The organism is Nocardia sp. AB354, from assembly GCF_049538315.1.
GTDB classification, from domain to species: Bacteria; Actinomycetota; Actinomycetes; order Mycobacteriales; family Mycobacteriaceae; genus Nocardia; species Nocardia nova.
This window is the reverse complement of the sequence record NZ_JBMVFU010000013.1, coordinates 82743-107857: the sequence shown is the minus strand read 5'-3', so window position 1 is coordinate 107857 and position 25115 is coordinate 82743. Positions and strand designations below refer to the sequence as shown.

Annotated in this window: 1 protein-coding gene (only partly in view); it reads right to left on the bottom strand. The window is 70.8% G+C overall.

Annotation, left to right across the window (positions count from 1 at the left end):
- Positions 1-115 precede the first annotated feature (115 nt).
- Positions 116-25115: the 3' portion of a non-ribosomal peptide synthase/polyketide synthase gene (locus ACPCUW_RS19950; RefSeq protein WP_423426393.1), read on the bottom strand. 6785 nt of this gene lie beyond the right edge of the window; 25000 of the gene's 31785 nt are visible here — the last part of the coding sequence; its start codon lies off the right edge, out of view; its stop codon occupies positions 116-118.

Sequence of the window (25115 nt, the reverse complement as noted above, 5' to 3'; positions counted from 1 at the left end):
TCATACTTTCTTCCTTCTTCCTTTCACGGTCGCGAACCGCGAACGCCGGACCGGCGCCCGAGGGCCGCACGGAACTTGATCGGTTCCGGGCTGATGAGGCGAAAAGCGATGCGGATCAGTCTGTTTCGCCGTTGTTCAGGTGTTCGCTCAGCACCGCGCCGATGCGTCGCAACGGTTCCGCGGACGTCATGCGCCAGTGGGTGGTGGGCAGGCGGTGGCGCCGCACCGCGCCGCTGACCGCCGATATCCACCCGTCGGCGCCCGGCTCGCTCGAGGCGTCGCGGGCGGCGACGAAGTACGTCAGATCGCCTCGATAGATCCGAGGCCGATAGGCGGCGGCCAGATCGACCGATTCCAGCGCCGCCTCGAGGACGGCGGTGATCCGATCCCGGCCCAGCGACGCGAACGGTTCGGGCAGCATGTCGAGGAGCGCGCCTCGATCCTCCGGCAGGGCGTCGCCGAAGTCCTCGATCCGCTCGCCCAGCAACCCGCCCAGCAGTTCCGGCAGCGCCACCGGCTCGAACTCGTCGGCATCGGGCTCGCCGAGCCGGCTGTCCATCACGGCCAGCAGTTCGACCCGCTCACCCTCGTCCTGCAACTGCACCGCGACGGCATGGGCGAGCACGCCGCCGAGCGACCAGCCCAGCAGGTGATACGGACCGTCCGGCTGCACCGAGCGGATCGCCTCGACATAGCGCCGCGCCCACTGCTCGACGGTGCCGGGCAGGTCCTCCCCGCTCAGCGCCGGCGATTGCAGACCGTAGAGCGGCCGCTCCACCGAGGCGGCCAGGCCGGCGAACGACCAGGCGACACCACCGACGGGATGCACACAGAACAGCGGCTCGCCGATACCGCTGCGCCGCAACGGAAGCAGCACGTCGAAGGCGGCAGCGAGATCGATATCGCCTGCGGCCCGGTCGAGTTCGGCCAGCACGGCCGCAGGCGTCGGCGCGGTGAACAGCGTCAGCACCGGAACCTGTTGCCCGAGTGCGGCAGTCAACCGGGCCGCGAGCGTGGTCGCCGAGAGCGACGTGCCGCCGAGTTCGAAGAAGTTGTCCTCCAGGCCGAATCGCTGCACACCCAGCACCTGCGCGAAGCTCTCACAGACCAGCGTCTCGGCCGCGGTCCGCGGAGCGCGGAATTCGCGCACCGCGCGCGGCGGCGCCGGGAGGGCACGGCGTTCGAGTTTGCCGGACGCGCTCACCGGAAGTTCGTCGAGCACGACCACGACCGCCGGAACCATGTACGCGGGCAGATGCCGCGCGAGTCCGGCACGCAACCGATCGGTGTCGACGGTGTGCCCGGCCTCGGCGACCACATAGGCCACCAACTGCTGGTCCATGCCGTTGGCGCCGCGGACCAGTGCGACGGCCTGGGCGACCTCGGGCTGTGCGACCAGCGCCGCCTCGATCTCCCCGGGCTCGATCCGCAGCCCGCGCAACTTCACCTGGAAGTCCGAGCGGCCGCGGTACTCCAACTCGCCGTCGGCAGTCCACACCACCAGATCGCCCGTGCGGTACATGCGTTGCCCGCCCGCTGCGCCCATGCCCCCTGACCCACCCGCTGGGCCCATGCCCCCTGACCCGCCCGCAAAGGGGTCGGCCACGAACCGGTCCGCGGTCAGATCGGGGCGTGCGAGATATCCGCGCGCCAGCTGGGTCCCGGCCAGGTACAGCTCGCCGGTGACACCCGCCGGCACCGGGCGCAATCGTGAATCCAGCACGTAGACACGGGTATTGAAGACCGGGCGGCCGATCGGCACCGTGGCGGTATCGGCATCGGTGACCTCGTGGTAGGTCACGTCCACCGCGGCCTCGGTGGGCCCGTAGAGGTTGTGCAACCGGGCGCCGGTCAGGGTCCGCAACCGCTGCGCGACCGCCGGCGGCAGCGCCTCGCCGGAGGCGAAGACCCGCCGCAGCGAGGTACCCGCACCGGCCCCCGATCCCGCGACGAACGCCGCGAGCATCGACGGCACGAAGTGCGCCGTGGTGACCGATTCGGCCGCCACCAGGCGGGCCAGATATTCCGGATCGCGATGCCCCTGGGGTGCGGCCAGCACCAGCCGGGCACCGATCTGCAACGGCCAGAACAACTCCCACACCGACACGTCGAAGGTGACGGGCGTCTTCTGCAGCACCACGTCGTCGGTCTGGAGCCGGTATTCCGACTGCATCCACACCAACCGGTTCACGATCGCCCGGTGGCTGACCGCCACGCCCTTCGGGCGCCCGGTCGACCCGGAGGTGAAGATCACGTAGGCGATGCCGTCCGGCCGCAACGGACACACCCGGTCCGCATCGGTCACCGCGGCGTCACTGTAGTTCGCGAGGTGCAGCCGATCCAGCGCGATCGCGCCGTCGATCGTCGAATCATGCAGTCCCAGCACGCATTCCGGCGCCGCGGTGTCGAGGATGTGACGAATCCGCTCGTCCGGCTGATCCGGGTCGATCGGCACATAGGCGGCGCCGGCCTTGATCACCGCGTAGACGGCGACCAGCAGTTCGACCGAGCGCGGCAGTGCCACCGCCACCCGCTGCTCCGGGCCGATCCCCCGGCCGATCAGATACCGGGCCAGCCGGTTGCTCCGCGCATCGAATTCCGCATAGGTCAGAACTCGTTGTGCGGCACCGGTTCCCGCGCGATCCTCGGCGAGCGCCACCGCCTCGGGATGCACGGCCACCGCGGCCGCGAACCGGGCGGTCAGCGTGTGCGGATGGTCGCTGCCGAAGACCGGCGGCAGATCCCGGGAAGTGTCGTTGTAGTCGACCAGCATGCGGGTGCGTTCGGCGTCGTCCAGCAGGTCGATATCGCCGATCGCCACCTCGGCGTCGGCGGCGACCCGGTCGATCACCCGCAGGAACCGCCGCACGAACCGCTGCACCGTGGCCGCGTCGAACAGGTCGGTGGCGTAGGTAACGGCGGCCGAGATGCCCGCCGGGGCGCCCTGCTCGTCGTAGGTGTCCGTCAGATACCAGTGCAGATCGAATTGCGATGTGCGCGTGTCGACATCGAGTTCGCTCACCGTCACGCCGGGCAACCGCACCTCGGCCCGAGTCAGGTTCTGGAACGACAGGCCCACCTGGAACAGCGGATGCCGCGCCGTCGACCGGACCGGGTCGAGCAGTTCCACCAGTCGTTCGAACGGCACATCGCTGTTGGCGAAGGCCGCCAGATCCGTCTCTCGAACCTGGTCGAGCAGCTCGGCGAACGACGCCTGCGGCGCGACCCGGGCGCGCAGCACCAGCGTGTTGACGAACATGCCGACCAGGTCGTCGAGTTCCGCCTCACCCCGGCCGGCGATCGGCGCGCCGACCGCGACGTCGTCGGTGGCGGCGAGCCGGGCCAGCAGGACCGACAGCGCGGCGCGGACCACCATGAACAGCGAGGCGTGGCGGGTGCGGGCCAGCCGGTGCAGGGCCGCATGCCGCTCGGCGCCGATCTCGAACGTCAGCGCCCGGCCGCGCAGCGACTGCACCTTCGGGCGCGGTCGATCCGCCGGCAGCGCCAGCTGTTCGGGCAGGTCCGCGAGGGCGGTCCGCCAATGCGCGAGCTGACCCGCGACCAAGGATCGCGGATCGTCCTCCGCGCCGAGCAGCTCGCGCTGCCACAGTGCGTAGTCGGCGTACTGCACCGACAGCGGGGACCACTGCGGCGCCGCACCGGCCGTGCGCGCGGCATAGGCGGTCAGCAGATCCCGGACCAGCGGCGCGGCCGAGGCGCCGTCGGCACAGATGTGGTGCATCGACAGCACGACGATGTGCTCGGACGTATCCGTCACCCGCAGCAGCGCGGCTCGCACCGGAATGTCGGAGGTGACATCGAATGGGCGCGAAAGCATCTGCGCGACTTCGGCTTCCACCTCGGTGGCGATCACCGAACCGACCGTGAACTCGGCGTCGGCGCCGGCCAGGATCTGCTGGAACGGTCCGTCGTCACCCTGCGGATAGACGGTCCGCAACACCTCGTGCCGTTCGACCACATCGGCGAAGGCGAGCTCCAGTGCGGCGGCGTCCACCGCACCGGTCAGGCGCACCGCGAACGGCACGTTGTAGGCCGCGGAGGTCGGGTCCATGCGATTGAGCAACCACATCCGCTGTTGTGCCGGTGACAGCGGGATCCGTTGCGGCCGAGTCCGTGCGGTGAGCTCGACCCTCGTCGTCCCGGCATGGGCGGCGAGCCGTTCGGCCAGGGCACGCACCGTCGGCGCCTCGAACACCGTGCGCACGGGGATCCGGGTCGCGGTCCGAGCGCCCAGGCGCGCGACCACCTGGGTGGCGATGAGCGAGTTGCCGCCGAGTTCGAAGAAGTCGTCGTCGGCGCCGACCCGTGGCACCCCGAGCACCTCGGCCAGGACCGCGGCGACCAGTCGCTGTTGCGGTGTGGCCGGTTCGCGGTAGGGCCGCGCCCGGAACTGTGGTTCCGGCAACGCCTTCCGATCCAATTTGCCCACCGGGGTGAGCGGCACGCGGTCGAGGACGACGATCGCGGCCGGCACCATATGCGACGGCAGACCGCGCGCGGCATAGGCGGTCAGCTGCTGCGGATCGACCGAACGTCCCTGCACCGCACGCACATACGACACCAGCGCGGTGGCGCCGGCCGGAGTCTCGCGACCCAGGGTGACCGCGAAATCGATATCGTCGTGGCCGGTGAGCACCGCGTCGATCTCGCCGAGTTCGATGCGGAAGCCGCGCACCTTGACCTGGAAATCGGTGCGGCCCAGATATTCCAGCTCCCACTCGCCCTCGCCGCCGACGATCCAGCGGACCAGGTCGCCGGTGCGATACATCCGGGTTCCCGGCGTGCCCCACGGGCAGGCGACGAAACGTTCGGCGCTCAGCCCCGCCCGGGCGTGGTACCCGCGGGCCAGGGCGTCGCCCACCACGTACAGCTCACCCGCGACACCGGGCGGCACCGGCTGCATCCGCGCGTCGAGTACCAGCGTCGTCGTGCCCGGCACCGGGGTGCCGATGGTGATCGGCACGCCCGCGACCAGGACCGCGTAGGCCGAGGAGATGGTGGCCTCGGTCGGCCCGTAGCTGTTGACGAAGCGGCGGCCGGGCTGCCACTTGGCCAGCAGTTCCGGCGTGGTCGCGTCACCGCCGGCGCCGACGACCTCGAGGTCCGGCAGTCCGGACGGATCGACGGTGGCCAGCATGGCCGGGGTGATCATGGTGTGGGTGACCCGCTCGGCGCGCAGCAGCTCGGCGAGTTCCTGTCCGCCCAGCACCGACGGCGGCGCGATGACCAGGGTGGCTCCGCTGCCGAAGGTCAGCAGCCACTCCTCCAGCGACTGATCGAAACTCGGCGAGCAGACGTGCAGGAAACGGTGCCGCGGCTCCACCCGGCACAGGCGGGTGGCATGGGCGGCGAGATTGGCGACCCGTCGGTGCGTGACCGTGACGCCCTTGGGCAGGCCGGTCGAACCCGAGGTGTAGATGGTGTAGGCGGCGTTGTCCGGGCGCAGCGGACGGATGCGATCGGCATCGGTGATCGGATCGTGGGAACGGGCCGCGCAGGCCGCGGCGGTGGTCTCGTCGTCGAGCGCCAGCCAGGTGGTGGCCGTGGGCAGGTCGGCAGCGAATTCCCGTGTGGTGATGCCGATTACGGCAGCCGAGTCGACCACCATATGCCGGACTCGATCCGGCGGGTAGCTCGGATCGACCGGCACGTACGCGCCGCCCGCCTTCGCGACCGCCCAGACCGCGGCGATCATCTCGTAGGAGCGCGGCAGCGCGATCGCGACCGCGCGCTCCGGCCCGACGCCCGCGTCGATCAGCATCCGGGCCAGCTGCGAGGACTGCCGATCCAGCTCCCCGTAGGTCACCGATCGACCGTCGATGCGCACCGCGATCCGGTCGGCGCCGTGCCGCAGGCCGCGAGTGAAGATCTCCGGCAGCAGGCCGTCCGCGAGCACCGGGCCGCCGTCCATCCGGGTGAACTGCTCGTATTCGGGTGCCGACAGCAGCGGCAGGCTGCCGACGGCCCGCTCCGGGGTGGCGGCCACGGCCGTGAGCAGTCCGGTGAAGCGCCGGGCGAACGATTCGACCGTGGTGTGGTCGAACAGATCACGCGCGTACGACAGGTCGGCGAGCAGTCCCTCTCCGGTCTCCTGCACGGTCAGCGACAGATCGAATTGTTCGGCGTCGAAATCGAAATCGACGGCCTCGACCCGCAGGCCGGGCAGTTCGAAATCGCGCTGCGGCAGGTTCTGGAAGGTCAGCATCACCTGGAACAGCGGATGGCGGGCCGTGGAGCGCTCCGGATTCACCAGCTCGACCAGTCGCTCGAAGGGCAGATCGGCGTGTCCGAACGCCTGCACATCGGTATCGCGTGCGCTGCGGAGTAATTCGGCGAAGGTCGCCTCGCCCGGAACCCGGGTGCGCAGCACGAGGGTGTTGACGAACATGCCGACCACATCGTCGAGTTCGGCCTCGCCGCGGCCCGCGATCGGGGTGCCGACCGCGACGTCGTCGGTCCCGGCCATGCGTGCCACGAACAGCGCCCACGCGGCATGCACCACCATGAACAACGTCGCATTGTGGGCGCGGCCCAGCTCGGCCAGATCCGCGCGCAGCTGCTCCGAGATGGGGAACACCACCCGTCCGCCGCGTGCGGACTGCACCGCCGGACGCGGGCGATCGGCGGGCAGATTCACCTCGTCCGGCAGACCGGCCAGGGCCTCGCGCCAGTAGCGCGCCTGCGTCGAGATCAGGCTCCGCGCATCGTCTTCCGAGCCCAGCACCTGCCGCTGCCACAGCGCGTAATCCGCGTACTGCACCGGTAGCGGCGTCCAGTGCGGAGCCTGGCCGGCGCTGCGCGCGGCGTAGGCGAGCATGACATCGCGGGTCAGTGGCCGCATGGACCAGCCGTCGGCGGCGATGTGATGCACCACGAACACCAGTACGTGTTCGTCTGCCGAAAGGCGCAGCAGCGCAATGCGAATCGGCACCTCGGTGCTCACGTCGAAGCCGGCCGAGGCCAGTTCGGCGATGCACGCCGCGACCTCGTCGGCGCCGACCGGCCGCGGGGTGAGGTCCGCGCCCGCCTGCGCGGCGGGCAGGATGTGCTGCACGACACCGTGGGCCGTCTGCGGATACACGGTGCGCAACACCTCGTGCCGGCCCAGGACGTCGAGCACCGCCTGCTGCAACGCGTCGACCCGCAGCTCACCGCGCAGCCGCACGGCGGCGGGCACGTTGTAGGCCGCGGATTCGGGTTCGAACTGGTTGAGGAACCACATCCGCTGCTGTGCCAGCGACAGCGGCAGCGCCTCGGGCCGCGGTCCGGCGGTCAGCGCCGTGCGACCACCGGAGCCGATGTGGCCGTCCACGCGCACCGCGAGCGCGGCCACCGTCGAGGCCTCGAACAGCAGCCGCACCGGAATCCGGGCGTCCAGGGCCGCGCCGAGGCGGGCGGATACCTGGGTGGCCAGCAGCGAGTTGCCGCCGAGGGCGAAGAAGTCGTCGTCGGCGCCGACCCGGGGCGCCCCCAGCACGTCGGCGTAGATATCGGCGATCGTCTGTTCCACCGGGCCGGCGGGAGCGCGGTAGGCCGTCGCCTCGAAGACGGGGCGGGGCAGCGCGGCCCGGTCCAGTTTGCCGTTCACCGTCAGCGGCAGCGCCTCGAGGACGACGAACGCCTCGGGCACCATGTAGGACGGAAGTGTCCGGGCCAGAGCCGCTTTCACCTCGGCGATATCGACATCACCGGCGGACGGGACGAGATACGCGACCAGTCGATCGGCGGTGCGCGGATCCGATACGGCCAGCACGGCGGCCTGCGCGAGCGCCGGCAGCGCGAGCAGCGCTGCCTCGATTTCCCCGAGTTCGATGCGGAAGCCTCGCACCTTCACCTGGAAATCGGTGCGGCCCCGATATTCGAGTTCGCCGGCCGCGTTCCAGGCCACCACGTCGCCGGTGCGATACATGCGTGCTCCGGATTCGAACGGGTCGGCCACGAACCGTTCCGCGGTCAGATCGGCGCGTCCGTCGTAGCCGCGCGCCAGCTGCGCACCGGCCAGATATAGCTCACCGGGCACGCCCACCGGCACCGGCAACAGCCGCGAATCCAGCACGTACACCCTGCTGTTGGCCTCCGGACGACCGATCGGAACGGTCACCGTGTCGGCGTCGTCGACCGCGTGGGCGGTAATCGAGACCGCGGCCTCGGTCGGGCCGTAGAGGTTGTACAGGCGGGCGGAACCGGCGCGGCGCACGCGCTGCGCGGTGGTCGCGGGCAGGGCCTCGCCGATGGCGAGGATGCGGCGCAGCGAGGCCGGCAGGCGTCCGCCGGAGGCGGTGAGCAGCGCGTCGAGCATCGACGGGACGACATGCAGCGTGGTCACCCGCTCGCGCCGCATCAGCTCGTCGAGGTATGCGGGATCGCGATGGCCGTCCGGGGCGGCGACCACGAGCCGGCCACCACAGACGGCGGCGGACCAGAACTCCCACACCGAGAGGTCGAAGGTGGCGGCGGTCTTCAACAACACCGCGTCGTCGGCACCCAATTCGAATGCCGCCGTCTTCCAGCGCAATTGGTTGACGATCGCCTCGTGCGCGACGGTGACGCCCTTGGGCCGGCCCGTCGATCCGGAGGTGAAGATGACGTAGGCCGGATGCTGCGGCAGCAGCGGGGCACGGCGGTCCCGATCGGTCACCGGGGCGGCGGACAGCTCCGGCACCTCGTCGACGTCCACCACGCGGAACTGCCCGTCCGGCAGCGTCGGTGCGATATCCGAGGTGGTCAGCACACACAGCGGAGCCGCGGTCGAGAGGATGTAGTCGACGCGTTCGGCCGGCTGGTCCGGATCGACCGGCACGTACGCGCCACCGGCGACGCCGACCGCGTACATGGCGACGATCAGTTCCCGGGAACGGCGCACGGCCAGCGCCACGCGGGTCTCCGGGCCGACGCCCAATGCGATGAGATGCCGGGCGAGACGGTTGACCTGCGCCGACAATTCGGCATAGCTCACCGGTTCACCGGCGCCGTCGCGATCGACGATCAGCGCGGGCGCGGTACCGGCGGTTTCCACCGTCGCGTTCCACAGCACGGGAAGCGTTGTCGCACAATAGGGTTCGGCGGTGTCGTTCCAGGTCTGCAGAATCCGCGCCCGCTCCTGCGGCGCGAGCAGATCCACCGAGCCGAGCGCCCGAGCCGGATCGGCACACACCGCTTCCAGCAGCCGCAGCAGCCGCTCGCCGAAGCCGGCCACAGTGGGGGCATCGAAGAGAGCGGTGGCGTAGGTGAGGGAGGCGGCCATGCCGAGCGGCGCACCGGATGCGTCGTAGCGGTCGGTGATCACCAGATGCAGGTCGAACTGCGAGACCGCGGTATCGAAATCCGCCGCGCTCACCGTCAGGCCGTCCAGCGCGAATTCGGCGGCGGCCTGGTTGTGGAAGGAGAAGCCGACCTGGAACAGCGGATGCCGGGCGGTCGACCGGACCGGGTTCAGCACCTCCACCAGCCGCTCGAAAGGAATGTCGGCGTGGGAGAAGGCGGCCAGGTCGCCGTCGCGCACGCCCGTGAGCAGTTCGGCGAAGCCGAAGCCCGGATCGACCTCGGTGCGCAGCACCAGGGTGTTGACGAACATGCCGACCAGTTCGTCGAGGGCCCTGTCACCGCGGCCGGCGATGGGAGTACCGATCGCGATATCCGTCGAGGCCGACAGCCGCGACAGCAGGGTCGCGAAGGCGGCGTGCATCACCATGAACAGCGTCGCGCCGTGGGTGCGCCCGATCTCGGCCAGCCGGGAGTGGGTCGAGGCGTCCACGGTGAAATCGACGGTGCCGCCGGCGGTGGAGACCGTCGCCGGACGCGGCCGGTCGGTGGGCAGCGCCAGCTGGTCCGGCAGCCCCGCCAGCGTGCGGGTCCAGTACCCGATCTGCCGGGCGGCCGGCGATTCCGGATCCTCCTCGGAGCCGAGCACCTCGCGCTGCCAGAGCGCGAAGTCGGCGTACTGGACCGGCAGCGGCGTCCAGTCCGGCGCTGTCCCGCCGCGGCGGGCGGCGTAGGCGGTCATCACGTCCCGGGCCAGCGGTACCAGCGAGGACCCGTCGGCGGCGATGTGATGCATGGCCACGACCAGGACGTACTCGCTGCCGGGTGCGTCGGTGACGACGAACAGCCGGGCCCGCAGCGGCACCGCGGCCGTCACATCGAACGGCTCGGTGACGAAGTGCGATACGGCATCGAGCATGTCGGCGCCGCGCAGCGGCACGGGCGCCAAGTGCGGTGCAGGGGCGTCGGCGACCGGGAGGATCACCTGCACCGGTCCCGCGTCGGTCTGCGGATACACCGTGCGCAGCACCTCGTGCCGGGCCACCACATCGGCGAACGCGGCATTCAGCGCGGGCACGTCGAGTGCACCGCTCAACCGCATGGCGAGCGGGATCGTGTAGGCGGCGGAGTGCTCGTCCATCCGGTTGAGCAGCCACATGCGCTGCTGCGCGAGCGACAGCGGCACCGGCCCGTCGACGGCGCGCGGGGTGAGCGCCACCCGGGCCGGCGCGCCCTCCGGCGCCGCGGCGACGGCCGCCAGGGCGGCCACGGTGGGATGTTCGAAGACGGCGCGCACCGGCACTGTCGTGTCGAATGCCGATCCGAGCCGCGCGGCCAACCGGGTTGCGGTGAGCGAGTTGCCACCGAGTGCGAAGAAGTCGTCGTCGAGGCCGATGCGGCGGGCTTCGCCGAGGCCGAGCACCCCGGCCACGATGTCGGCGACCGTGGATTCGGCGGCCGTGCGCGGGGCGCGGAATTCGGCTACCCGGAAAACCGGCTCCGGCAACGCCTTCCGATCCAATTTTCCGGTCGGTGTCAGCGGAATCTCGTCGATGACCATGATCGCGGCCGGGACCATGTACGCGGTGAGGCTGCGGGAGGCGTGGGCCACCAGTTCGTCCACGTCGACCACGTGCCCGGCTGCGGCGACCACATAGGCGACCAGCGAGGTCTCCCCCGCCGCATCGAGATGGCCGAGGGTGGCGGCGAATGCGACCGACTCGTGCGCCGCGAGCACCGCGTCGATCTCGCCGAGTTCGATGCGCAGGCCGCGCACCTTCACCTGATGGTCGGAGCGGCCCACGTATTCGACGACGTAGTCCTCGCCGCGCGCCACCCAGCGCACCAAATCGCCGGTGCGGTAGAGCCGCTCGCCCGGCGCACCGTACGGATCGGCGACGAAGCGCTCGGCCGTCAGCGCCGCCCGCGCGTGATAACCGCGCGCGAGCCCGGGGCCGCGCAGATACAACTCACCGGTGACGCCGAGTGGCACCGGGCGCAGCCGCCCGTCGAGTACCACCGCCGACATTCCGGCGATCGGGGCGCCCATGTCCAGCGGGTCGCCCGGACGCTTCACCGCGCTCACGGTGGCGAACACGGTCGTCTCGGTCGGGCCGTAGGTGTTGTGGAATTCGCGGCCCGCGGCCCAGTGAGCCATCAGGTCCGGACCGTAGGCCTCACCACCGACCGTCAGCCGTCGCAGCCGAGGCAGCGCGGCGGGGTCGAGGGTCCGCAGCACGGCGGGTGTGATGAAGGCGTGCGAAACACGCTGCGCTGCCAGCAGTTCCGTCAGCTCGTCGCCGCCGTACACGCCGACCGGTGCGATGACGGCGGTCGCCGACCCCGCGAAGGCCATCAGCAGTTCCAGCATCGACGCGTCGAAGCTCGGGGAGGAGGCGTGCAGCACCCGCGCGCCCGAATCGACCCGATAGTGCCGGCGATGCGCGGCCACGATGGCCCCGATACCGCCGTGGGTCACCACGACGCCCTTCGGCTTACCGGTCGTGCCGGAGGTGTAGATCATCCATGCCGGATTCTGCAACCGGACCGGGCGCAGCAGTTCGCGCGCCTCGATCGGCTCGGGAGAGGTATTCCGCAGGCGCGCAGCGAATTCCGGCGCGTCGACAGTGAGCGCGCGCAGCGTCGCCGGGAGCACGGCGGCGTCCGCGACGGTGGTGATGCCCACGGCCGCACCGGAATCGGCGAGCATATGGGCGATCCGCTCCGCCGGATAGTCCGGATCGACGGGCAGGAAGGCGGCACCCGCCTTCGCCACCGCCCACCAGGCCACCACCCACCGCACCGAGCGGGTGATCGCGATCGCGACGAAATCCTCCGCGCCGACGCCGGATTCGATCAGGACCCGCGCCAATCGGCTCGATTCGGCATCCAGTTCCGCGTAGGTCACATCCCGGCCGTCGCCACACAGCGCGATACCGGTGGGATTGCGGCGCGCCGCCTCCGCCAGGAAATCCGCGAGTGTGCGGGCGGCGACGAACGGCGTGGGCCGAGCGTCGAGCAGGGCCGCGTGTTCGGCCGGGGACAGCAGGTCGATATCGCCGACGGCGCGCCGCGGTTCGGCGACGGCGGCACCGATCACCCGGCCCAGCCGCCGCAGCAGTCCCGCCGCGGTGGCCGGGTCGTACAGGTCGGTGGCATAGGTGAGTTCGAGCGGCAAGTGCCCGTCGGCGTCCAGTTCGTCCGACACGGTGAACTGCAGGTCGAATTTGGCCACGGGATTGTCGAATTCGACCGGTTCGAGGATCAGCCCCGGCACGGCGTGGGTGTGCGAGCCGAGGTTGAGATAGCTCAGCGACACCGTGAACAGTGGGTTGCGATCCGCGGTGCGTGCCACGCCCAGGGCGTCGACCACGCGATCGAAAGGCAGTGCCGCATGAGCGAATGCGGCCAGGTCCACGGCGCGGGTGTGCGCGAGCACCGCATCGAAACTGTCGCCGATCCGAGGTCTCGTCCGCAGCGTCATGGTGTTGACGAACATGCCGATCAGCTCGTCGAGTGCACTGGCGCCGCGTCCGGCGACAGGGGTGCCGATCGCGATGTCGTCACCGCCGGACAGCCGGCCCAGCAGCACGGTCAGGGCGGCATGCCAGACCATGAACGGGGTCGCGCCGTGCGCCTTGGCGAGGCGGTGGACCGCACCGGCGACGGCGCCGTCGATACGACCGCGCACGACCGCACCCCGGCGCGAGGCCACGGCGGGGCGCGGCCGGTCGGCGGGCAGGGCGAGTTCGCCGGGCAGATCCGCCAGCGTCCGGGTCCAGAAGTCCAGATGTTCGGCCTCGGCGGCAGCCAGCGACTGTCGTTGCCACAGTGCGTAATCCGCATACTGCACGGGCAGCGCGGGCCAGTTCGGCGCGGTCCGCGTCCGGCGGGCCAGATAGGCGGCGATCAGATCCCGCAGCAGCGGATTCAGCGAATAGCCGTCCGCGGCGATGTGGTGGACGACCACGACGAAGACGTGGCTGGTGTCGGATTCGCGGATGAGCAGGGCCCGTACCGGCGGTGCGGCGGTGACGTCGAAACCGCGTCCGGCGAAGTCGGCGATCGGCTGCGCCGCGGCGCCCGTTCGGCTCTCGAACTCGATATGCGCCTGTTCCGGAGGCAGCACTGCCTGGCAGCCCTCGCCCTCGGCATCGAGCGGATAGTAGGTGCGCAGCGCCTCGTGGCGGGCGACCACATCGGTGAAGGCGCCGTACATGGTCGCCTCGTCCAGATCGCCCAGGATGCGGACCGCGACCGCGATATTGTCGGCCGCGGAATCCGGAGCCAGACGGTTGAGGAACCACATGCCCTGCTGCACCGGCGCCAGCGGAACGACCTCGGGCCGTTCGGCGGCGACGGGCCCGGGCAGATCCGTTGCACTGCCGTCGATGTCGCTCATGGCGGCGGCCAGACCGGCGACGGTCGGATGTTCGAACAGCAGGCGCACCGGAACGCGACGGCCGTGGCGCTCGCCGAGCCGGGCCAGTACCCGCGTGGCGACCAGCGAATTACCGCCGAGGGCGAAGAAGTCGTCGTCGGCGCCGACCCGTTCGATGCCGAGTACCTGCGCGAAGGTTTCGGCGACCAGCCGTTGAGCCGGTGTGCTCGGCTCCCGGTACTCGCGACCGCCGAAGACCGCCGCGACCCGCGGATCACCGGCATCGGGCAGCGCAGTGCGATCGAGCTTGCCGGAGGCATTGAGCGGGAACGCGTCCAGGACGACTACGGCCGACGGGACCATGTACCCGGGCAGTTGCGCGACGGCGGCGTCGCGCGCCCGCTCGCCGAGGCCGGGTGCGACGGAGCCGTCGCCGGCCGGGGTGACGAAACCGATGAGGTGATCGCCACCCGGAGCCGTCACGATCCGCACGGCCGCCGCGGCGACACCGGGCACCGCCGCGAGCACCGCCTCGATCTCGCCGAGTTCGATGCGCTGACCCCGGAACTTCACCTGGAAGTCGGTGCGGCCGAGGTAGATCAGTTCCGGTGCGCCGCCGCCGACGTCCCAGCGCACCAGATCACCGGTGCGATACATCCGGGAGCCGGGTTCGCCGGCGCCGTTCGACGCCGCGAACGGATCGGCGACGAACCGGTCGGCGGTGAGGTCGGCGCGGCCGTAGTAACCGCGCGCCAGTTGGGCGCCGGCCAGATACAACTCGCCCGCGACACCCGGCGGGGCCGGCCGCAGCCGCGAATCCAGCACGTAGACGCGGCTGTTCCATTCGGGCCGGCCGATCGGCAGGGCCGGGCGGTCGGTCACCCCGGTGACATCCCGGTGGGTGATCGAGACTGCCGCCTCGGTGGGCCCGTACAGGTTGTGCAGCCGCGCCGAGCTGATCGCGCCGAACGCCCGCACCGTCTCGGCGGGCAGCGCCTCACCGATCACGAACACCTGTCGCAGCGACCGCACCTGCGCCGAGCCGACCTGCGCGGCGAAGACACTGAGCATCGAGGGCACGAAATCGGTGACGGTGACGCCGTATTCGGCGATGGTCTCGGCGAGGTAGCCCGGATCGCGGTGGCCGTCCGGAGCGGCCAGCACCAGGGTGGCGCCGATCCGCAACGGCAGGAAGTAGCCCCACAGCGAGACGTCGAAGGTGGTCGCGGTCTTCTGCAAGTACACATCGGCGGCGGTGAGCCGGTATTCGGCCTGCATCCACGTCATCTGATTGACGATCGCCGCGTGAGTGACGGTGACGCCCTTGGGCTTTCCGGTCGAACCGGAGGTGAAGATCACGTAGGCCGGATGGTTCGCGTACATCGGGCTGTGGCGTTCGTTCACCGCGATCGGGTCGTCGCGGTAGGCGTCGAGGGCGACGGAGTCGACCGCGACGGTCGGGCCGTCGAAGTCCACCTCGGCACCGGCGGTGGTGAGCAGGACCGCGGGCCGGGCCGTCTCCAGGATGTGGGCGATGCGCTGGGCCGGATGGTCGGGATCGATGGGAACGTAGGCCCCGCCGGCCTTGAGCACGGCGTACATCGCCACCACCAACGCCGGCGAACGCCGAATCGACAGGGCGACCAGCGATTCCGGGCCCACCCCGGCGGCGATGAGGTGGCGGGCGAGCCGGTTGCTGCGGCTGTCCAGCTCGCCGTAGGTGAGGACGGTCGGCGCCGAGCCGTCGTCCGGGATGTAGCGCACCGCGGGCAGTTGCGGCGCGGTCGCGGCCTGGGCTTCGAATTCGTCGAGCAGCAGTTCCGCGCCGAAACCGATATGCGCCGAATCGTTCCACTCGGTGAGGACGCGCTCGCGCTCACCGGCGGCGAACAGGTCGATATCGCCGACGACACGCTGCGGCTCGACGACGACCGACTCGAGCACCCGCAGGAACCGCGCGGCCAGCCCCTCGACCGTCGCCGCGTCGAAAAGCGCTGTCGCATAGGTGAACCCGATCTCGCGATCGGTGACGGTGACCTGCAGGTCGAACGGATTCACCGCGGTGTCGAGACGCACCTCGCCGACGGTCAGCTCACCCAGTTCGACCGTCACCGGATTCAGGTTCTGGAAGAACAACGCCACCTGGAACAGCGGGTGGTGGGCTTGCGATCGAGGCGGGTCGAGCACCTCCACGAGCCGCTCGAAGGGGATGTCGGCGTGGGCGAAGGCGGCGAGATCACTCTCGCGCACCTGCCGCAGCACGGCCGAGAACGGCTGCGCCGCCTGGATATCGGAGCGCAGTACGAGGGTGTTGACGAACATGCCGACCAGATCGTCGAGCACCGCCGCACCACGTCCGGCGACCGGTGCGCCGATGGCGATATCGGCCGTACCCGACATCCGGGCGAGCAGTACCGCGAGCGCGGCGTGCACCACCATGAAGGGCGTGCTCTCATAGCGTCCGGCCAGGTCGTCCAGGCCGGCGCGCAGCCGCGCGTCGAAGTCGACGGTGATCGTGGCCGCCGCGTGATCGGCCACCGCCGGGCGTGGCCGGTCGGTGGGCAGGTCCAGCCGGGCCGGAAGTCCGCGCAACCGGTCGCGCCAGAACTCCAGTTGGCGCGCGGCCGAGGACTCGGGATCGGATTCCGCGCCGAGTACTTCGCGCTGCCACAGCGCGTAGTCGGCGTACTGGATCGCCAGCTCGTGCCACTGCGGGGCGGTCCCGGCACTGCGGGCCGCGTAGGCCGTGGCGATATCGCGCGCGAGCGGTCCCATCGAGAAGCCGTCCGCGGCGATGTGGTGAACGACGAGAACCAGAATATGTTCGGGCGCAGCGCTTTCCGATCGCAACGGCAACAGGGCCCCGCGCAGCGGAACCTCGGTGGTCACATCGAAGGGTTCGGCGACGAATGCCCCGACGACCGCGGCGATGTCGTCGCCGTGCAGCCGCGACAACACCGGTACGTGGTCGGCGGGTCGAATCTGCTGGTAGCCGATGCCACCGATATCCGGGTACACCGTGCGCAGCGTCTCGTGGCGCGCGACGATATCGGCGAGTGCGGATTCCAGCGCCGCCGTATCCAGCGCACCGGTGAGGCGCAGCGCGACTGGGATGTTGTGCACGCTCTGCCCGGGGTCGAACCGGTTGAGGAACCACATCCGCTGCTGCGCCGGCGAGAGCGGCACCAGGTCCGGGCGCGGGCGCGCGATCAGCGGCACGGCGGCGCCGCGGCCCGCGAATTCCGCGGCGCGGGCGGCCAAGGCACCGACGGCCGGCGCATCGAAGATCAGGCGTACCGGTAGTTCGGCGTCGAGTTCGGCGCCCAGCCGGGCGGCCACACGGGTGGCGGTCAGCGAATTGCCGCCGAGGGCGAAGAAGTCGTCGTCCAGTCCGACGCGGTCCAGACCCAGCAGCTCCGCGTAGACGGCGGCGACGGCGAGTTCGGCCCGCGTGCCGGGAGCGCGGTAGGCGCGCGCCCGGAAAGCCGGCTCCGGCAGGGCTTTCCGGTCCAGTTTGCCCGAGGCGTTCAGGGGCAGGGCGTCCATCGTCATGATCACCGCGGGGACCATGTATTCGGGCAGCCGCCGGGCACAGTCGGCGCGCAGCCGCTCGGCATCCAGGTCACGGCCGGACGCGGCGACCACGTAGGCGACGATCCGATCGCCGGTGTCGCGGTCGTCGCGCACCACGGCCACGGCCTGGGTGACGCCCTCGGATTCGCGCAGGGCGGCCTCGATCTCACCGAGTTCGATGCGCAGGCCGCGCACCTTCACCTGGAAATCGGCGCGGCCCACGTATTCCAGTTCGCCCGTGGCCTGCCAGCGTGCGATATCACCGGTGCGATACATGCGTTCACCGGCGCGGAACGGATCGGCCACGAAGCGGTCCGCGGTCAGGTCGGGCCGGGCGACATACCCCTCGGCCAATTGTGCTCCGGCAAGGTACAGCTCGCCGGTGACACCGGCGGGGACGGGACGCAACGCCGAATCCAGCACGTAGACACGGGTATTGGCGACAGGACGGCCGATCGGCACGGTCACCGCGTCCGCCTCGGTCACCTCGTGGAAGGTGACGTCGACCGCGGCCTCGGTCGGACCGTACAAATTGTGCAGCGGCGCACCACCGAGCTCACGCCAGCGCGCTGCCGTATCCGCGGGCAACGCCTCACCCGAGGTGAACACGCGACGCAGGCGCGCGGGAACCATCGCGGCGGCATCGGCCGCCGCGTCGACGAAGACCGACAGCATCGAGGGCACGAAGTGCGCGGTCGTGATCGCCTCGTCGTCCATCACGCGCGCGAGGTAGGCCGGGTCGCGGTGGCCGTCCGGACGCGCCACCACCAGCCGCGCACCCACCTGCAACGGCCAGAAGAACTCCCATACCGACACATCGAAGGTCGCCGGAGTCTTCTGCAACACCGCATCATCCGCACCGAGGCGATACTCCGACTGCATCCACACCAGACGATTCACGATCGCCCCGTGACTCACCGCCACACCCTTGGGACGACCCGTCGACCCCGACGTGAAAATCACATACGCGACATGCTCCGGCCGCAGCTTGCCCAGCCGATCCACATCGGTCAGCGGACCTTCGGCGTAGCCGGACACGTCCAGCCGATCGAGGTCGAGCACCGGCGGCGCCGACTCCGCGCGCATCGGCGCATCCGTGGTCGCGAGTACACAGGCCGGACGCGCGGTGTCGAGGAGGTACCGGATGCGTTCGGCGGGGTGGTCGGGGTCCAGCGGCAGATAGCCGGCCCCCGCGGCGACGGTCGCGTACATGCCGACCACGAGTTCCAGCGATCGGCGCATATGCAGCGCCACCAGCGATCCGGGGCCCACGCCCTGCGCGATCAGGTGGCGGGCGAGCCGGTTCACGCGGGCGCCGAATTCGGCGTAGGTCAGCGTCGTCTCCGCGTAGGTGAGCGCGGGCGCCTTGGGCGTGCGCGCGGCCTGCACATCGAACAGCACGGGAAGTGTTGCGGTGCGGTCGATTTCGGCAGCGGTCGCATTCCAGATGTCGAGGACCTGCAACCGTTCGGACAGTTCCAGCAGGTCGATGTCGCGGATGCGGACGTCGGGGTCCGCCGTCACCGCGGTGAGCACCCGCAGCAGCCGGCGACCGAGTGCGGTCACCGTCGACGCGTCGAACAGATCGGTGGCATACCGCAGCACCGCCTGGAGTTCGCGGCCCTGCGCGCCGTCGACCTCGGCCAGCGACAGCGCGAGATCGAATTGCGCCACGGGATTGGCGAGCGGGTAATCGGTCACCTCCAGCCCGGGTAGCCGCAGGTCGGTGCCGGAGCGCTGCTCGAACGACAGCAGCACCTGCACGATCGGCGCATAGGCCTGGGAGCGTTCGGGATTCACCTCCTCGACCAGCCGGTCGAACGGCAGGTCGGCGTGGGCGAAGGCCCGCACGTCGGCGTCGCGGACCTGGGCGAGCAGCTCACCGAACCGTTCGTGCGCGCCGATCCGGGTGCGCAGGACCAGCGTGTTGACGAACATGCCGACCAGGTCGTCCAGCGCCTGCGCCGATCGGCCCGCGATCGGTGTGCCGACGGCCAGGTCCTCGGTACCGGACAGCTTGGCGAGCAGGGTGGCGTAGGCGGCGTGCAGCACCATGAAGGTGGACACGCCCGCGCGCCGGGCCAGGGTCTCGACGGCGGCGGTCAGCTCGGCCGGAATGCGGAATTCGATCGCCGCGCCCGCGCCCGACGCCACCGCCGGCCGCGGCCGGTCGCCCGGCAGGTCGACGACCGCGGGCAGGTCGGCCAGCTCGGCGCGCCAGAATTCGAGGTGGCGGGCCAGGCGGGATTCGGGGTCGTCGGCGCGACCCAGGACCGCGTGCTGCCACAGCGCGAAATCGGCGTACTGCACCGGCAGCGGCTGCCAGTCGGGTACCGCCGCGGCCCTGCGGGCGGCGTAAGCGGTCACCAGATCGCGAGCCAGCGGCGCGGTGGACACGCCGTCGGCCGCGATGTGGTGCACGACCACCAGCAGGATGTGTTCGTCGGGCGCTACCCGGAAAGCGCTGATCCGCAACGGAATGTCGTGCCGCAGATCGAAGCCGCGCGCCGCCGCGGCGGCGAGTTCGGCATCCACCTCGCCGGCATTCACGGTATGTAGCGTGAGGGCCGTGGCGGCGCAGTCCTCGACGGCGCGAATGTCCTGGCGCGGGCCTTCGGCATCCTCGGGGAAGACCGTGCGCAGCGACTCGTGCCGAGCCAGGACATCGGTGACCGCCTCGGAGAGGGCGAATTCGTCCAGATCGCCGCGCAGGCGCAGGGCGAACGGGATGTTGTACATCGCCGAATCCGGTTCGATGCGGTTCAGCAGCCAGATGCGAGTTTGGGCGAGCGACAACGGAATTCGGTCGGGACGCGGCCCGGCGATCAGCGGCGGGACGGTCGCGCCCGGTGCGTCGTCGACGAGGCGGGCGAGCAGAGCGGCGGTGGGTGCGCCGAAGATCTCGGCGACGTTGAGGTCGCAGCCCAGCGCCTCGTTGACCCGGGCGACCACCCGCATGGCGAGCAGGGAGTTACCGCCCGCGGCGAAGAAGTCGTCGTCGGCACCGAAGCGATCGACACCGGCCGGGTCGAGGCCCAGCAGTTCGGCCATCACGGCGGCGACCACGGCCTCGGCCCCTTCGGCCGGGGCGCGGTAGACGGACTTCTCCCCCGGGTCCACGGCCGGCAGTGCGGCGCGGTCGAGCTTTCCGGAGCTGTTCACCGGTAGTTGCGCCAGCACCGTGACCCCGGCCGGGACCATGTACGCCGGCAGGGCGCGGCCCGCGGCGGCCAGGACGGCAGCGGAATCGACGGAGGCACCCGCCGCCGGCACCACGTAGGCGTGCAGCCGGGCCCGCTCGCCCGCTCCCGTCACCACCACCGCCGCCTGGGCGACGCCGGCCCGGCCGGTCAGCGCGGCCTCGATCTCGCCGAGTTCGATGCGCAGTCCGCGCAACTTCACCTGGAAGTCGTTGCGGCCCAAGTATTCCAGCTCACCGGTGCGGTTCCATCGGACCAGATCGCCGGTGCGGTACATCCGTGCTCCGGCGTCGAACGGGTCGGCGACGAAGCGATCGGAGGTCAGGTCGGGCCGGCCGACGTACCCGCACGCAAGCTGATCGCCCGCAAGGTACAGCTCGCCGGTGACACCGACGGGGACGGGACACAACGCCGAATCCAGCACGTAGACACGGGTATTGGCCACGGGACGGCCGATCGGCACGGTCACGGTGTCGGCATCGGTCACCTCGTGGAAGGTGACGTCGACCGCGGCCTCGGTCGGACCGTACAAATTGTGCAGCGGCGCACCACCGAGCTCACGCCAGCGCGCTGCCGTATCCGCGGGCAACGCCTCACCCGAGGTGAACACGCGACGCAACGACGCCGGGGCCGCCGCCACCGAGCTGACGAATACGGCCAGCATCGAGGGGACGAAGTGCGCCGTGGTCACGGCCTCCTCGTCCATCGACCGCGCGAGATACGCCGGATCGCGGTGCCCGTCGGGGCGCGCCACCACCAGCCGCGCACCCACCTGCAACGGCCAGAAGAACTCCCACACCGACACATCGAACGTCGCCGGAGTCTTCTGCAACACCACATCGTCGGAGCTCAACCCGTACTCGGCCTGCATCCACGCCAGACGATTCACGATCGCCCCGTGACTCACCGCCACACCCTTGGGACGACCCGTCGACCCCGACGTGAAAATCACATACGCCATATGCTCCGGCCGCAGTGGCGACACCCGGTCGGCATCGGTCACCGCGTCGTCGGCACAGCCGGACAAATCCAGCCGGTCCAGCCGCACCGCATCCACACCGGCCGGTAATTCGGGTGCGTCGGTGGTGGTCAGCACACACGCGGGTCGCGCGGTGTCGAGGACGTGGCGCACCCGATCGGCGGGGTGGTCGGGGTCCAGCGGTACGTAGGCCGCCCCGGCGGTGACGATCGCGTGAATGGCGACGACCAACTCCAGCGAGCGCGGAATGCGCACGGCCACAGCAGTATCCGGTCCCACGCCGCGGGCGATCAGATAGCGCGCGAGCCGGTGCACCCGCCGGTCGAATTCGCGATAGGACAGACTGGTGCCCTCGAAGGTCACCGCCTGCGCGGCCGGGCGCTGCGGCCGGGCGGCGAGAAGTTCGGGCAGGGTGCGGGGGCCGACCGGGTAGGCGGTGGCATTGTGCCCGCCGATCAGCCGCTCGCGTTCGGCCGGCGACATCAGCTCGACGTCGGCGACCCGGGTGGTCCCGTCGGCCGCCATCGCCGCCACGATCCGCTCGAAGCCGTCGAGCAGCGCCGCGACGGTCTCCGGATCGAACAGGTCGGCGGCATAGTGCACGTGCAGGTCGATACCCTCGGCCGTACCGTCCGGCGCGTAGGTCTCGTTCGCGGTCCAGTGCTGGTCGACCTGGATCGGCGCCGCCGCGGGTTCGACCGCGGCGATCTCCAGCCCGTCGAGCCGCAGCTGCGCGCGGGTCTGGTTCTGCAGCGTCAACGACACCTGGTACAGCGGCGAATGTGCCCGGGAGCGAGCCGGATTCAGGACGTCGACGAGCTGTTCGAACGGCACCGCGGCATGGTCGAAGGCCGCGAGGTCGACGGCCCGCACGTGGTCGAGATGTTCGGCGAGACTGTCCCCGCCGTGCACCGGCGTCCGCAGCACCAGGGTGTTGACGAACATGCCGACCAGATCGTCGAGCGCCTGATCACCGCGCCCGGCGACCGGGGCGCCGATCACGATGTCGTCGCTGCCTCCGAATCGGGACAGCAGCACCGACAGCGCGGCGTGCAGCACCATGAACGGTGTCACCCGATGCGCGGCCGCGAGATCGTGAATGCGCTGGTGCAGGGCGGGACTCAGCCGCGCGGTGCGGGCACCGCCCCGCTGGGAGGCGATCGCGGGGCGCGGGCGGTCGGTCGGCAGCGCCGACAGCTCCGGCGCCCCGGACAGTTGCGTACGCCAGAATTCCAGCTGCCGAGCGGATTCCGAGTCCGGATCGGCGATCGACCCGAGCGTGCGCTGCTGCCACAGCGCGTAATCGGCGTACTGGATCGGCAGCGGCGACCACTGCGGCGCAGCGCCCGCGGTGCGGGCCTGGTAGGCGACGGCGAGGTCTCTGGTCAGCGGGGCGAAGGACCAGCCGTCGGCCGCGATGTGGTGGACGACGAACAGCAGCACGTGGGTCTGCGCGGCGCGATCGGCGTCGGGGGCGCGGCGCACACGCAACAGCCGGATCCGCACGGGCACCTCGTCCGCCACGTCGAAACGACTGTGCGCCAGGGTTTCCGCCATGGCGGCGACCTCGGTGGCATCGATATCGGTGACCGCGAGATCCGGGACGGCGGCGGGTAGAACGCATTGGGTCGCCGCCCCGTCCCGCTCGGGGTAGCGGGTACGCAGGGTTTCGTGCCGCTCGATCACATCGGCGATCGCGGCGCGCAGGGCGGCGATGTGCAGATTGCCGGTCAGCCGCAGCGCGAACGCGATGTTGTAGCTGCCGCCGCCGGTGTCCAGGCGGTTGAGCATCCACATGCGCTGCTGAGCGATCGACAGCGGCACGATCTCCGGGCGCGGGACCACGGCACTCGGCCCGGTGTCACGGGAACCGTTGTCCGACAGTGTGATCCGTGCCGCCAGCGCCCGTACGGTCGGCGCGTCGAAGACCGCGCGCACCGGCACCGTGTCCCCGGTCGCCTTGTTCAGGCGTGCGGCGAGCTGCGTGGCGACGAGCGAGTTGCCGCCCAGGGCGAAGAAGTCGTCGTCCGCACCCACCTGTTCGACGCCGAGCAGGGCGGCGAATGTGTTCGCGACCAGCACCTCGGCGGCGCCGACCGGCGCCCGGAACCGCGCCGGCGCCAGCACCGGTTCGGGCAGCGCCTTGCGGTCCACCTTGCCGACCGGTGTCAGCGGAATCTTGTCCAGGACGACCAGTGCGGCCGGCACCATATGCGAGGGCAACCGGCGGGCCGCGAAATCGGTGAGGCCGGCGGGGTCGATCGCGCGTCCCGGCTTCGGCAGGACGTAGGACACCAGCATGGTGCCGCGGGTGTCGTGGTCGCGACCCAGGGTGGTCGCGTAATCGACGTCGGGGTGGGCGCCGAGCACCGCGTCGATCTCGCCGAGTTCGACCCGGAAGCCGCGGATCTTCACCTGGAAATCCGAGCGCCCGACGTACTCCAGCTCCCATTCCGGCTGTGCCTGCCGCACGGTCGGCGCGATCGCCCGCCAGCGCACGACGTCGCCGGTGCGATACATCCGGCTGCCCGGCGCACCCCAGGGGTTGGGCACGAACCGCTCGGCGGTGCCTCCCGATCGGTTGCGGTATCCCCGCGCCAGGCCACCACCCGCCAGGTACAACTCACCGGCCACTCCGGGCGCCACGGGCCGCAGCCGCCGGTCCAGCACGAGCGCCGACATGCCGTGCACCGGAGTTCCGATGGTGACCGGCCGACCGGCGGTCAGGCGCGCGTAGGAGGAGATGATGGTGGTTTCGGTCGGACCGTAGCCGTTGAAATAGCGGCGGCCGGGCTCCCAGGTCGCCAGCAGTTCGTCGGTGGTGACATCGCCGCCGACCGAAAGTACCTGCAGCTGCGGCTGTTCCGCGGCATCCAGGGTGCCCAGCACGGCGGGCGTGATGATCGCGTGCGTCACCACCTCCGTGCGCAGCAACGCGCCCAGCTCGGGGCCGCCGATGACGCGCGCCGGCACGATCACCAGCGTCGCGCCGGTGGCGAAGGCGCAGATCCATTCCAGGACCGAGGGGTCGAAGCTCGGCGAGCAGATGTGCAGCATGCGATGTTCGGGCCGCAACCCGTACCGCTCGATCGCGTACTGGGCCAGCCCGCCCAGGCCGGCGTGCGTCACGGTGACGCCCTTGGGCATACCCGTCGAGCCCGACGTGTAGATCACATACGCCGGATGGGACATCCGCAGCGTGGCGATCCGTTCGGCGTCGCCGATCGGCCCGGCGGGCAGGGCGGCGAGTTCGGCCTCCGTCGCCGGTGCGTCGAGGACCAGCCAGCGCACGCCCTCGGGCAGTGCGTCGGCGTACGCGGCGACCGTGATGCCGACCCGCGCCGCCGAGTCGGTGACCATGTAGCGCACCCGCTCCGCGGGATAGGTGGGGTCGACCGGCACGTGTGCGCCGCCGGCCTTGGCCACCGCCACGGCCGCGGCGACCATCTCGAAGGACCGCGGAAGCGCCACGGCCACCAGCTGTTCCGGGCCGACGCCCGCTGCGATCAACCGGCGGGCCAGCCGGGAGGAGTAGTCGTCGAGGTCGCCGTAGGTGATCGAACGGCCCTCGTAACGCACCGCGATCCGGTCGCGCCCCAGACTCAGCCCGGCGGTGAGCAGTTCCGGCAGCAGCGCGGTCGCCATCACCTCGTCGGGCCGCACCCGGGTAAACCGGACGTATTCGTCGGCACTGAGCAGC